The 12,327-nt window shown below is 67.8% G+C and carries 12 protein-coding genes; 4 read left to right on the top strand and 8 right to left on the bottom strand.

Going from position 1 to position 12,327, the window contains the following annotated elements; translation table 11 throughout:
* Positions 1–19 precede the first annotated feature (19 nt).
* Positions 20–946 carry a LysR family transcriptional regulator gene (locus AC04ME_RS02535; protein ID WP_042537250.1) on the top strand — a complete coding sequence of 309 codons (927 nt, stop codon included), beginning with the start codon at positions 20–22 and terminating at the stop codon, positions 944–946.
* A 151-nt stretch (positions 947–1,097) separates the two neighbouring features.
* Here the strand turns inward: AC04ME_RS02535 and AC04ME_RS02530 are convergent, their stop codons facing one another.
* The 4 genes from AC04ME_RS02530 to AC04ME_RS02515 form a co-directional block, all read right to left on the bottom strand.
* A complete protein-coding gene (locus AC04ME_RS02530; protein WP_082041018.1) occupies positions 1,098–1,976 on the bottom strand; it encodes a nitrilase-related carbon-nitrogen hydrolase in 879 nt (292 codons plus the stop codon).
* Positions 1,969–3,138, bottom strand: a complete 1,170-nt coding sequence (locus AC04ME_RS02525; RefSeq protein WP_042537252.1) for a cupin domain-containing protein — start codon at positions 3,136–3,138, stop codon at positions 1,969–1,971. The genes AC04ME_RS02530 and AC04ME_RS02525 overlap by 8 nt, the downstream gene beginning before the upstream one ends.
* Positions 3,139–3,168: 30 nt before the next feature.
* Complete coding sequence (locus tag AC04ME_RS02520; RefSeq protein ID WP_056375351.1) at positions 3,169–4,149, bottom strand: nuclear transport factor 2 family protein; 981 nt, start codon at positions 4,147–4,149, stop codon at positions 3,169–3,171.
* A 135-nt stretch (positions 4,150–4,284) separates the two neighbouring features.
* Complete coding sequence (locus tag AC04ME_RS02515) at positions 4,285–5,286, bottom strand: LacI family DNA-binding transcriptional regulator (protein WP_056375350.1); 1,002 nt, start codon at positions 5,284–5,286, stop codon at positions 4,285–4,287.
* Between the two features lie 100 nt (positions 5,287–5,386).
* Here AC04ME_RS02515 and hisD point away from each other — a divergent pair, with 100 nt between their 5' ends.
* From hisD to AC04ME_RS02500, 3 genes are read left to right on the top strand one after another with little or no spacing between them, the layout of a single operon-like run.
* Complete coding sequence (hisD, locus tag AC04ME_RS02510; RefSeq protein WP_475433455.1) at positions 5,387–6,718, top strand: histidinol dehydrogenase; 1,332 nt, start codon at positions 5,387–5,389, stop codon at positions 6,716–6,718.
* Entirely contained in the window at positions 6,715–7,473 is a 759-nt protein-coding gene (locus AC04ME_RS02505; RefSeq protein ID WP_475433453.1) for an SDR family NAD(P)-dependent oxidoreductase, read from the top strand. The genes hisD and AC04ME_RS02505 overlap by 4 nt, the downstream gene beginning before the upstream one ends.
* On the top strand, positions 7,473–8,213 hold the full coding sequence (locus AC04ME_RS02500; RefSeq protein WP_475433451.1) for an HpcH/HpaI aldolase family protein: 741 nt from the start codon (positions 7,473–7,475) through the stop codon (positions 8,211–8,213). The genes AC04ME_RS02505 and AC04ME_RS02500 overlap by 1 nt, the downstream gene beginning before the upstream one ends.
* A 133-nt stretch (positions 8,214–8,346) precedes the next feature.
* On the opposite strand, the gene AC04ME_RS02495 is transcribed toward AC04ME_RS02500, so the two are convergent.
* The 4 genes from AC04ME_RS02495 to AC04ME_RS02480 all read right to left on the bottom strand — a co-directional run bounded on the left by AC04ME_RS02495 (position 8,347) and on the right by AC04ME_RS02480 (position 12,216).
* Positions 8,347–9,057 (bottom strand): alpha/beta fold hydrolase, encoded by a 711-nt coding sequence (locus AC04ME_RS02495; protein WP_079112048.1) that lies wholly within the window; start codon positions 9,055–9,057, stop codon positions 8,347–8,349.
* Between the two features lies 1 nt (position 9,058).
* A complete protein-coding gene (locus AC04ME_RS02490) occupies positions 9,059–9,967 on the bottom strand; it encodes a carbohydrate ABC transporter permease (RefSeq protein ID WP_079112047.1) in 909 nt (302 codons plus the stop codon).
* The gene (locus AC04ME_RS02485) at positions 9,964–10,836 is read right to left on the bottom strand and encodes a carbohydrate ABC transporter permease (protein ID WP_042537267.1); all 873 of its coding nucleotides are present in this window, start codon (positions 10,834–10,836) and stop codon (positions 9,964–9,966) included. The genes AC04ME_RS02490 and AC04ME_RS02485 overlap by 4 nt, the downstream gene beginning before the upstream one ends.
* A 72-nt stretch (positions 10,837–10,908) precedes the next feature.
* Complete coding sequence (locus AC04ME_RS02480; protein WP_042537269.1) at positions 10,909–12,216, bottom strand: ABC transporter substrate-binding protein; 1,308 nt, start codon at positions 12,214–12,216, stop codon at positions 10,909–10,911.
* Positions 12,217–12,327 lie beyond the last annotated feature (111 nt).

Below are 12,327 nucleotides of genomic sequence, written 5' to 3'. Positions count from 1 at the left end.
ATCGGGTTTACCATTGGCTATGACCATCACGCAGCTGACGGCCTTCCTCGCGGCGCTCGACGACGGCTCGTTCACGGCGGCGGGCAGGACTCTGGGCATGACGCAGGCCTCCGTCTCCGAGCTCGTCGCGCGCCTCGAACGCGAACTCGGCGTGACCCTCTTCACCCGCGGCAGCAGGCGCCTCGTGCCGACGGCCGCCGCGCTCGAGCTGCGCCCCCACGCGGCGCAGGCCGTGAGCGCGGTGCAGAACGGCATCGACACCATCCAGGCGCTCACGTCGCTGGACCGCGGCACCTGCACGTTCGGCGTGCTGCGCAACGCGGCCTACTACGCGCTCGCGGATCTGGCCGAGACCTTCCATCACCGGCATCCGAACGTGCGACTGCGGCTCGTCGGCATCAACTCGGCGCACGTCGCCCGCTCGATCGCCGCCGGCGAGCTCGAAGCCGGCCTGCTGGTTCTTCCGGTCGACGAGGACGGCCTCGAGGTGCGCCCGCTGTTCCGCGACGAGGTGCTCTATGCCTCGGCCACCCGCGAGCCCGACGCCCCGGCCGTCTCGATCGACGAGGTCGCCGACGCCAAGCTCGTGCTCTACGACGCCTTCGCCGGGTGGGACGACCCCACACGGCGCCAGCTGCTCGAACGCGCACGGCTGCGGGGGCTCACCATCGAGCCGGCGGTCGAGGTCGAGCACGTCGAGACGGCGCTCAGCCTGGTCGCGGCGGGCACCGCCGACACGATCGTGTCGCGCTCGATCGCCGAGTCCGACGCGTTTCCGTCAGGCATCCGCACCTTCCCGTTCGCCGAGCCGATGCACGACACGATCGCGCTCGTGCAGCGCGAGGGCGTGCTGCTGTCGCCCGCGACGCAGAAGCTGGCCGAGCTGGCAGAGCGGATGCTGCGCGAACGACTGCCGGAGCATCAGGGGCGCACCGCTCTCGCATGACGGCGGGTTCCGACCCGTCTGCAGGACGAAGGCACGGATGCGGGAGCAGATCGACGATCCCGCCCTGCATCCGCGCTCAGGTCCTGCATCCGGCACGGGTCAAACCCTGCACGGTCAAACCCTGCATGGGTCAAACCGGCATCCGATCGCGTCAGTACAGGTCGGCGCGACGGTCGGCGAACAGGTCGTTGTGCGGCGGAAGCGCCTTGCCCCGCGCCGCGTCGAGCGACAGCACCGCGGTGGCCCCCATCACGGCCCGGAACGCGACGATCCACCCCTGCTCGTCGATGATCGCCGTGCCGTCTGTCCAGTCGACCCCGCGCTCGGAGCCCCACCGATCGGCGATCACGACGGGCAGCCTCGACGACCTGGCCGATGCCATCGCCTGGATGAGCTCGGGAGCATGCTCACCTGTGGGGCGCGGAACGAGCGGCCAGTTGACCGGAAGTGCGAGCACGTCAGCGCCCGCCAGTGCCAGCCGACGGGGCACCTCCGGGAACTCGTTGTCGTAGCAGAGTGCCACGCCGAGACGGCCGAACGGGGCATCGACGACGAGCCCCGCCTCTGATCCGCTGTCGAAGACCAGCTTCTCGGCGCCCCAGAGGTGCGCCTTGCGGTAGTCGGCGAGGCGCAGATCGCGGGTGAGGACCGCGGCGGTGTTGAACAGACGATCGCCGTCGCTCTCGGCATACCCCACCACGATCACGGCGCCCTCGGGGATCGCCTCCTGCACCGACGACCACCGCGGGTCGCCGGTGGTCAGAGCGGCGCCGAGCGCCTCGTCCCGATCGGCGAACACGTAGCCGCTCGTGGCCAGCTCCGGCAGCACGATCAGCTGAGCGCCGCGGCGCGCGGCCGCGGCGATCGCCGAGCGGATGCGGTCGAGGTTGCCGTCGACATCGCCGATCACGATCTCGGGTGAGATCGCGGCGACACGCAGCGAACCGGCATCCGCTGCTCCGACACCCGCGGAGGAGGCGCCGGAGCGCGAGGAGCCGGAAGCCCCTCGCGCCCCTGCGATCTCAGTCATCCTCGGTGGCGGTGACCATCACTCCGAGAGGGGCCAGGTAGCCGTTGGGGTCGATGGTCCAGTCGGCAGCGGCCGCCGCCTCGACGACCTCCGGAGCCCACTCGAGGTAGACGCGGTCGTCGCCGCCGTTGATCACGAGCACCGTTCCGGTTCCGGTCTCATCGCCCTCGACGCAGACGTACGAGCGCCAGCTGCCCTCGGGCACCGAGAACGTGTCGCCCGCGCCCAGCGTGACCGCGGTCGATGGGTCACCGTTGAGGGTGACCTCCCACCGGCCAGTCTTGAACAGCAGCGCCTGCGTCTTGTCATGGCGGTGGCGAAGCACGCCCTGGCCCGCCTCGGCACGCACCCACGCGAGGTTGAACGAGTGCGGCTCGGTCACGTTCGGCACCTGGCGACGGTTCTCGCTCATGCCGTAGCCGATGGCGGTGGCGAGCTCGACGTGGCCCCCGTCGACCGCTGCGCAGAGCAGTGCCGCCGACGAGTACTTGCGGTCACCCGGCTGGATGACCCGCGAGCGCATGTCCTCGACCGTGTAGGTCGTGAGCTCGTCGATGTAGTGCTGCTTCATCGGCGTGATCAGGGGCACGTCGTCGGGAAGCACATCTCCCGCAACCGTGTCGATGAGCTTGTTGTCGGCCGTGAGGTGCAGGCCATACGACTCCGCCTCGCGAAGCACCGACGGACCCCAGATGATGCCGCCGTTGTCATCGCGGCCGAGCACCGTGTAGAGGATGCCGTCGTCCGGCCCCTCGTTCGTGAAGCCGCGGAAGATCCAGGTGGGGATCGTGACGATGTCACCGTCGTGGCTGATGTACTCGCCCTGCTTGCCGTCGACACCCCAGCGGAGTCGGAACTCGCCGCCGAGATTGATGAACACCTCTGCGGTGAAGTGCAGGTGCAGGTTGTTCGAGATGCCGTTCGGCATACCGGCGGCCCCGGTGTTGAAGCCGTGGTTCACCTCGAGGTTCACGTACTGGCTCGCGTTCTGCGAGACACCGGCGCCGATGAACGAGTAGTTCTCCTTGCGGTCGGAACCCGGGGTGCGGCAGTCGATGAACGCCGAGTTGCACGGCACCCAGTCGGACCGACGGATGGTGCGGCGTGCGATCTCGTCCGCGGGGACGATGACGTCGACCTGGTCGACGATGGCGTTGCTCATTTCTTCTTCTCCTTGTCGATCAGTCGCTGATCAGTAGATGTTGCTGAAGGCCGCAGGCTCGTCGCCGCGAACGCCCGCGATCTGGGCGCGCAGGGCGATGTCGTCCCACAGGCGCACCTCTTTGACGAGGGCTCCCTGGTGGAATGTGAACTGCGAGATGCCGATCAGGTCGATCGGCTTGCCGGTGAGGCTGCCGTAGTTCGGCACGCCGTTGTAGTCGCCCACGAACTTCCAGGTGACGGCGACGCGCAGGCCCGCATAGCGCACGTCGTAGTTGGTCTGGATGTCGCGGATCTCGAACTGTCCCGCGGGGAACGACTCGAGGAACCGCAGCAGCGCCCGACGGTAGCCCTCGGGACGGATGACGACCCGGTTGCCGACCGTGAGCAGCACGAGGTCGCGGTGGAAGAACTTCTCGACCTTCTGCAGGTCGCGGTCGTTCCAGACCGTCTGGATCATGTCGATCACAGTCTCGACCTCGGAGCGGTAGTCGTCGGGGCGCGCACCGGAGTCGCCCTTCGCGATCGGATCGGCGGGGGCCGGCTCGGTCCACGATCCGGTGTACCCGCGGAAGGCCTGGGCGCGGGCGAGCTCATCGACGTCGAGGCCGCTCTCGAGCGCACCGGCGAGCGAGTCCCGCACCACCCACTCCTCGACCATGCGCCCCTTGCGGTACAGGCAGTTGGCGATCGTGCGGCTGTGCGACGACGTCTGCAGATGTCCGGAGAGCACGAGGTGCGAGCTGAGGAACGCATCGTCTCCACGGGCCTCCCAGATCACGTCCTCCGCCTGGCCGGTGCGATCGGGCGTCGCCGAGATGCGCATGAGCGTTCCCTCGATGACCTCCTGCCGCGTGGTCGAGGTGCCGTAGGCGCCGTGCACGATCGAGTCGGGCTCGTAGTTTTCGCGGATGAAGCTGATCGACCGATCGACCCAGATCAGATCGGTGACCTCACGGATGAAGTCGTCGGGGTCTTTGTACGGCAGATAAGCAACCGGGTCGAGAGACACGCTTTTCACTCCTTCGAGACGCGAAGCTGCGGTTCATCGGTGATCGCTGGCTTCGTCTTTGTCAGTGTATGCGTATGCACAAACCAGCGCAAGAGATGATCCTGCGCACACGGTGATCATCGCCGAGCGGCGGGGTCAGCCGGCGTGCGGGGCCGCGAGGGTGCGCCGCGGCACGAAAGCGGATTCGAACCGCGTCTTCTCGAGTGCGGCGTCCGGGTCCTCGATGCGACGCACGATGAGGTCTGCGGCGGTGCGCGCCATGCCGGCGATGTCGTATCCGATCGTGGCCAGGTCGATGATGGGCCAGGCCGCCTCGGGGAGATCGTCGAAGCCGAGGACCGAGAGGTCCTCGGGCACGCGCAGACCCGCGCGGTGGGCGGCGTTGAGCGCTCCGTACGCGACCACGTCGTTTCCGCAGAACAGGAGGGTCGGGCGGTCCGCTCCGGCGAGGATCTCGGATGCCGCCGCCTCACCCTCGGCCGCTCCGTACGGGACCCGCCGCACATCGCTCTCGTGCAGCGTCACGCCCTCGGCGACGAGGGCGTCGCGCAAGGCCGCCTCCCGGCTCTGCGCCGTGCTGGTGTTGCTCGGTCCGAGCACCGCTCCCACGCGCGTGTGACCGAGTTCGACCGCCCGCCGGACAGCGTCGCGATAGCCCGGCGCGGGATCGACGACGGTGGCATCCGCCTCGACGAACGAGCCGGTGCGATTGAAGTACACGAACGGCAGGCCGCGGTCCTTCAGGCGCAACGGTGCGACGGACTCGACCGTGGTGGTCGCGAGGATCACGCCGTCGAGACCGTTGGCGAGCAGCCGTTCGACGATCGTGTCGTTGTCGGCCGACTCGGTGTGCAGCATCAGCTGGTAGCCGAGGGTCTCGAGCTCCCGGTGCACCGGGGCGATGATGTGCGAGTAGAACTGGTTGTCGAGATCGGTCAGCAGCAGGCCGATGCGCCGGGTTCGACCCGACGACAGGGCACGCCCCGCCTCGCTCGGCACGTAGCCCAGCAGCTGGGCCGCTTCGCGCACCCTGAGCTTCGTCGCCTCGGACACTCGCGCATCGTCGCGCAGCGCCCGAGACACCGTCGGCTGCGAGACACCCGCCAAGCGGGCCACATCACGACTCGTGACGACCATCTGGCGCCTCCCCCTCGATCTCACGGATTCTACTGCTCTTGACGCCCGAATGCATACGCGGTCATAATCAGCACATACGTATGCAACGGAAGGAAGGGCCATGCCCCTGCATCTCAAGACCGCGCCGACGAAGACGTTCGCGGACACCGCTCAGCAGGACGTCGCCGAGCGGGTGAGGGGAATCATCGGCGACATCCGCGAGAACGGCGACGTCGCCGTGCGTCGGTATGCCGAGCAGTTCGACAACTGGAGTCGCGACTCGTACCGACTCTCCGAGGAGGAGATCACGGAGATCATCGGCACGCTCGATGCACAGGTGATCACCGACATCGAGTTCGTGCAGAGCCAGGTGCGCCGTTTCGCGCAGGCGCAGCGCGATTCACTGGTCGACATCGAGGTCGAGACCCTTCCGGGGGTGTTCCTCGGCCAGAAGCACGTGCCCGTGCAGGCCGCAGGGGCATACATCCCCGGAGGCAAGTACCCGCTGACGGCGTCCGCGCACATGACGATCATCACGGCCAAGGTGGCGGGGGTCCCTCGGGTCGTCGCGTGCACCCCGCCCATCCGCGGCGAGATCCCCGCTGCGACCGTGGCCGCGATGAAGATGGCCGGCGCCGACGAGATCTACATCCTCGGAGGAGTCCAGGCCGTCGCCGCGATGGCCGTCGGCACCGACTCGATCGAGCCGGTGAACATGATCGCCGGGCCGGGCAACGCCTACGTCGCCGAGGCCAAGCGGCAGCTGTTCGGTGAAGTCGGCATCGACCTGTTCGCCGGCCCCACCGAGATCCTCATCGTCGCCGACGAGCACGCCGACCCGTTCTTCACCGCGGTCGACCTGCTCTCTCAGGCGGAGCACGGACCCGACTCGCCCGCCGTGCTCGTGACGACGTCGCAGGCGCTGGCCGAAGAGGTCATGGACTGGATCGAGAAGATCCTTCCCGGCATGCCCACGCGCGACTACGCGGGCCCGGCATGGCGCGACTGGGGTCAGGTGATCGTCGCCGACGACCTCGACGAGGCCTATCGGATCGCCGACGACTTCGCCTTCGAGCACGTGCAGATCTTCACCCAGAACCCGCGCGAGGCTCTGACGAAGATGCACGACTACGGCGCGCTGTTCCTCGGCGAGAACACGTGTGTCTCCTACGGCGACAAGGTGATCGGCACCAACCACGTGCTGCCGACGCTCGGCGCTGCCCGGTACACGGGCGGGCTCTGGGTCGGCAAGTATCTGCGCACCGTGACGTACCAGGAGGTGCAGAACACCGAGTCGTCGGCCGAGCTCGGCGCCGTCTGCGGGCGCGCTGCCCGGGTCGAGCTGTTCGAGGGCCACGCCCGCTCGGGTGACGCCCGTGCCTGGCGTCATGCCGGCACGGAATTCGCCTGGATCGAAGAGAGCCACGCCGCGGTCGGCGCGGAGACGCGATGACCGACCTCTCCGGTCGCACGGCAGTGGTCACCGGCGGCGGCAGCGGACTCGGGGCGGCCATCGCCCGGTCGCTGCACGCCGCCGGTGCGCACGTCGTGGTGGTCGGGCGCCACGCCGCGAAGCTCGACCGCGTCGCGGCCGACCTCGGGTCACGGGCGCGCGGGATATCGTGCGACGTGTCCGACCCGGCATCCGTCGACGCGCTCCGCGAGCAGCTCGCCGGCACCGATGTCTCGATCCTGGTGAACAACGCCGGCATCCCCGGCCCCGTCGCGGCTCTCACCGACATCGACGTCGCCGACTGGGACGAGGTGTTCGCCGTGAACGTGCGCGGCACCTTCCTGCTCTGCAAGGCACTGCTGCCCGGAATGGTCGAGCGCGGCGACGGCGACGTCATCAACGTGGCATCCGTCTCCGGCAAGCGTCCGCTCGCGCATCGCACTCCCTACTGCGCCTCGAAGATGGCCGTGATCGGACTCACGTCGACGCTCGCGTTCGAGGTCGGCCCCGCCGGCGTGCGTGTGAACTCGCTCTCCCCCGGCCCGGTGCAGGGCCCACGGATGGAACGCAACTTCCGCCTCGAGGCCGAGCGCTCGGGCACGAGCATCGACGATGCCGAGCAGGCGTTCGTGTCGCGTGCGGCTCTCGGCCGCATGGTGACGGAAGACGAGGTCGGCGCGGCGGTCATCGCGATGCTCGCGATGCCGGGCATGTGCGGCGCCGACATCGACCTCTCGGCCGGGATGGTGGCCTGATGCCGTCGCTGCGCGCCAGGGCACGGGCGGGCGAGAAGCTGATCGGCGCCCTGCTGCGGATGCCGTCGGAAGAGCTCGTCGAGATGCTCGCCGTCGCCGAGTTCGACTTCGTCCTGATCGACTGCGAGCACGGACCGGCCGACCTCGTCGCGCTGCGTCAGCACATCGCGCTCGCGCAGGTGCACGACGTGCCGGTCATCGTGCGCGTCGGCGAGGGCGATCGGAATCAGATCCTGCGGGTGCTCGATCAGGGAGCCGAGGGCATCCTGGCTCCGCACCTCGACACGACAGCGGATGCCGAGGCGCTGGTCGCCGCGGCGATGTACCCCCCGGTCGGGTCGCGCGGCTTCGCGACGTACAGCCGGGCAGGGCGCTTCGGCCTCGTCGACCCCGCCGACCACCGCGAGTGGTGGCTCGAGAACACTCTGGTGCTCGGCATGATCGAGTCGCCCCGCGGCGTCACGAACGTCGACGCGATCGTCACTGCGCCGCGCCTCGACGGCATCATGGTCGGTCCGGCCGATCTCGCGGCCAGCTCCGGCCCGGATGATCAGCCCGTGCCGCAGGCCATCGCCGCCGTGCACTCGGCCCTCGCACGCGCCGGTTCGCTGCGCATGGACATCGTCGGCACGCGGGATGCGGCAAGCGCGGCCTTCACCGACGGCGCCGACCTCGTGGTCTACAACCTCGCCTCCTCCCTCATGGCGCATCTGCGCGGACTGGCGACGCCCGAGCGCTGAGCCCGCGGCCTCATCCCCACCCCTCGGGAGGAGAACTGCGCTTCGGGAGGAGAGACTCTCGGATTCTCTCCTCCCCGGGCGCAGTCCTCCTCCCAAGAGGACGCCGCGCGACGGCGCCCGAGCGTCTGCGGGCTCAGATGCGGAGGTGCGAGCGCCACGACCCCACGAGTCCACCGAATTCCCGCGGCCTCTCGAGCGGCAGCAGGTGGCCGGCATCCAGAGACACGAGCCGTGCGTCCGGCATCGCCGACACGATCTCGGTGTGGAAACGCGGCGGGCAGATGACGTCGTCGAGTCCTGAGACGACGAGCGTCGGCATGGTCAGTCCGCCCAGTCGCGACAGCAGATCGGTGCGTGTGAGCTGCATCCGCAGCTGAGCCCGCAGCCGCTCGGCCCCGGTCTCCTCGCCCATGCGCAGCGTGCGCTCCACGAGGTCGGGACGATCTCGCACGACGTCCTCTCCGAGCAGAGGCTGGAGGATGCTGTCCTGCAGCGCTCGCGGCTCAGCACCACCTTCGAGAGCATCCAGCCAGCTCGTCCAGCCGGAGCGCTGCGCATCGGTCGGCGCCTTGGCGTTGGTCGACACGAGGCAGAGCCCCGCGACACGCGTCGGGGCGGCGAGCGCGAGCGCCATGCCGACGATGCCGCCGAGCGAGTGCCCGACCACGATGAACGAATCGGGCAGCTCGTCGAGCAGCGCGTCGACCTGCTCCGCGACGGTGGGGCGATCCAGCACCGGCCGGATCGCCCCACCTGCTCCCCCTCCGAAACCGCCGTCCTCCCATAGATCGGCGGTGCAGTTCATGCCGGCCAGCAGCACGAGCGGCGGCACCGCGACCGCCATGTCAGCCCTTCACAGCGCCGTCGCTGAGGCCGGCGACGAGGTACTTCTGCGCGATGAACGCGATCACGAACACCGGGATCGTGAGCAGCATGGATGCGGCTCCCGCCTGTTGCAGCATCGGCAGGGTCTGCCCGAGCTGGGTGGCGATGAAGACCGGCACGGTCTTCGACGAGGTGTCGGTGAGCACGAGAGCCGTCAGGTACTCCTGGAACGCGAACAGGAAGACGAAGATGCCGGCCGTCAGGATGCCGGGGCCCATCAGCGGGATCATGACCCGGCGCAGCATCCCGATCCTGGTGCATCCGTCGATCATGGCGGCCTCGTCGAGCTCCCGGGGGATCTCGGCGAAGAAGTTGCGCAGCAGCCAGATCGTGAACGGCTGGTTGATCGCGACGAGGGCGATCGCCAGCGCGAACGTCGTGTCGTAGATGCCGAGCGCCCTGCTGATGTCGTACATCGGCAGCACGACCGAGAAGCGCGGGAGCGCCCGGAAGATCAGGGCGAGCACCAGCAGCAGCGCCGAAACATAGCTCGGGAACCTCGAGAGCGCGTACGCCGCGGGGATGCCGATGACCAGCGCGAGCACGGTCGAGACGACGGCGACCACGAGGGTGTTGACGAGGTAGTCCGCGAAGTAGGTCGTCTCCCACAGGTTGACGAAGGCCTGCAGCGTGGGCTCGTAGTCCCAGAACACCGGCGGGTTCGAGAACGCGACGTCTGTGGGCTTCGTGACCGACAGCGCCATCCAGATGAACGGGCTGAGCATCACGATGCAGAGGATGCCGAGCAGCAGTCCGGTGATGACCGGGGGGCGGTTCGGTCCGCGCCGCTTGCGCTTCGATGCGCCGCTGGTGATGATCGCCCGGGTGGAGAGCTCGGAGTCGGAGAGCTCGGAGGTCGTGAGGCTCATCGTTCTGCCTTCGCTTCCTTGAAGATGCCCCGGATGAACGGGATCAGCATGATGAGGATGAGGACGATGGTGAGCACGTTGATCGCGCTGCCGAGGCCGAGGTTCTGTGCGCCGTCGGCGAAGGCGACCGAGTAGACGTAGAGCATGATCGACTCGTTGCCGATCGACTGCGCCTGCGGCGACAGGGGGATCAGGTTGTCGAACATCCTCAGGACGTCCATGATCGTGATCAGCGTCACGAACCCGAGCACCCCGCGAATGGTCGGGATGATCACGCTGATGTGGGTCTGGAAGGCGTTCGCTCCGTCGATCTTCGCGGCTTCCTTCAGTTCGTTCGGCACCCCCTGCAGCCCCGCCAGGATGATCAGCATCGCGAACGGGAGCATCGACCAGACAGTGTTCGCGATCACGAGGATCGCGTTGGGAACCTGGTCGGTGAACCAGAGCACCTGGGTGCCGCCCATCAACCCGATGAACCGGTTGACGACGCCGCCGAAGCTGTCGTCGAACAGCCACGAGAACGCCACAGCCCCCACGAGGTTGGGCAGCACATACGAGACGAGCAGGATGCCGAGTACCAGCGGACGGGACGTCGTGATCCTGTTGACGCCTGTCGCGATGATGTACCCGAACACGAGCAGGATCACGGTCGTGATGACCGTGACGATCACGGTGAAGGCGACCGCCCGGTGGAAGCGCGGATCAGTCAGCGCGTAGACGAAGTTGTCGAGCCCGACGAACGATCCGGGTGAGCCGTAGCGGACCTGCTCGAAGCTCCACTGCACCGTGCGCACCAGGGGGAGCACGAGGAGCGCCCCCATCACCAGCAGGCTCGGTGCGAAGAGCAACCAGAACTCGCGTGTCTTCATAAGCGTCCTCCCTTGGACGAGCTGTGGCCTGAACTCGCGCTCAGGCCACAGCCGCGGACCGGCGGTCCTGGATCAGCCGACGAAGGACTCGCCGGTTGCCTGCATCTGCGCCAGCCCGTCGTCGACGGAGACGTTGCCGTTGAGGATCTCGACGAGGATCGGGCGGATCTCGTTGGTCAGATCGGCCAGCACCGGCGACACGATCGGCGGCATCGCCGAGGCGATCGAGTCGTTGGCGGCGGCGCCGTACGGCGAGTTCTCTTCGGTGACCATCCCCTCGCGGGCCGGGTAGGCCGCCGGAACGGATGCCGTCGACGCGTCTTCGCTGACGGCCGAGGCCATCATCTGGAAGAGCATGTCGTGGTCGAGCTTCGTGTTGAACGGAATCGACCATCCGTCGATCGACAGGCGGTTGTAGGAGTAGTCGGCGTCAGTCGTGAGCTTGGGCGCCCCCGCGAAGCCGAACGAGTCGGAGAGCTTCGAGTTCTCCGGCAGCGTCAGGTCGATCATCCGGCCCGAGAACATGATCGACATGGCCGCAGTGCCGTTGAACATCTGCTGCTGCACCTTGGGCTGGTCGAAGGTCGTGACCTGCGGATCCATGTACGGCTTGAGCGCGAGCATCGCCTCGACGGCTTGCTTGGCCTCGGGGCCGTCGAGCGTCACGTCGCCGTCGGCGTTCACGAAGTCGGCGCCGAGCGAGTTCATCGCGGCCTGGAAACCGGTGGAGACGTCGCTCGTCGCGAGCCACGGCAGCGCGATCGGGTAGTCCATGAGCCCCTCGGCCTGGATCGCCTCGGCGGCGGAGATCATCTCGTCGAAGGTGGTCGGCACCTCGAGCCCCAGGTCGTCGAAGACATCCGTGCGGTATGCCATGACGAACATCTGCGCCTGCATCGGGATGGCGTAGATGTCGCCGTCGTACGACATGCCCTCCACCATCGACTCGCTGATCTCGCCCAGACCGTAGTCGTCGGCATACTTGTCCCAGAGGTCGTTCAGCGGAACGAGCTTCTTCTCTTCGGCAAAGCCCGGGATAACGAATCCGTAGGTTTCGAGGATGTCGTAGGTGCCCGAGTCGCCGGCGAGCGTCGCCGTGGTCTTGGTCACCTGCCCGCCGAAGTCGATCGGGTCGTGCTTCAGCGTCACGTCGTCGTTCGAACAGCTCGACACCATGGTGTCGGTGAACGGGTCGATTGCCGAGGAGTTGTAGGCGAGGACGTTGACCGTGGTCTTGCCCTCCGGAGCCGTGTAGTCACACGACACCGTTGTCGAGTTCGCGTTGTCGGTGCGGGTCCCGGCGCCGCAGCTGGAGAGGGCGATCATGCCCACCGCTGCGAGGGCGAGTACCGGCAGTGCCCGATGCTTGATATGTCCCATGACGCTGATGGTATACGTATGCAACGGACTTAGGGAAGCCTATATTCCAGGAATTCTTGAGGATTGAATACGTATACTGCCGAAACCCGCGGCATGGTGGGCGCGGAGGGG

This window comes from Microbacterium sp. LjRoot205 (assembly GCF_056175745.1).
This window is presented reverse-complemented; position numbering and strand designations above follow the sequence as displayed.

Coding starts and splice junctions, on each gene's coding strand:
- hisD (WP_475433455.1), top strand. CDS start 5,387: ATGCCCCTGCATCTCAAGACCGCGCCGACGAAGACGTTCGCGGACACC.
- AC04ME_RS02515 (WP_056375350.1), bottom strand. CDS start 5,286: ATGGTCGTCACGAGTCGTGATGTGGCCCGCTTGGCGGGTGTCTCGCAG.
- AC04ME_RS02530 (WP_082041018.1), bottom strand. CDS start 1,976: ATGACTGAGATCGCAGGGGCGCGAGGGGCTTCCGGCTCCTCGCGCTCC.
- AC04ME_RS02490 (WP_079112047.1), bottom strand. CDS start 9,967: ATGAGCCTCACGACCTCCGAGCTCTCCGACTCCGAGCTCTCCACCCGG.
- AC04ME_RS02535 (WP_042537250.1), top strand. CDS start 20: ATGACCATCACGCAGCTGACGGCCTTCCTCGCGGCGCTCGACGACGGC.
- AC04ME_RS02480 (WP_042537269.1), bottom strand. CDS start 12,216: ATGGGACATATCAAGCATCGGGCACTGCCGGTACTCGCCCTCGCAGCG.
- AC04ME_RS02500 (WP_475433451.1), top strand. CDS start 7,473: ATGCCGTCGCTGCGCGCCAGGGCACGGGCGGGCGAGAAGCTGATCGGC.
- AC04ME_RS02495 (WP_079112048.1), bottom strand. CDS start 9,057: ATGGCGGTCGCGGTGCCGCCGCTCGTGCTGCTGGCCGGCATGAACTGC.
- AC04ME_RS02485 (WP_042537267.1), bottom strand. CDS start 10,836: ATGAAGACACGCGAGTTCTGGTTGCTCTTCGCACCGAGCCTGCTGGTG.
- AC04ME_RS02505 (WP_475433453.1), top strand. CDS start 6,715: ATGACCGACCTCTCCGGTCGCACGGCAGTGGTCACCGGCGGCGGCAGC.
- AC04ME_RS02525 (WP_042537252.1), bottom strand. CDS start 3,138: ATGAGCAACGCCATCGTCGACCAGGTCGACGTCATCGTCCCCGCGGAC.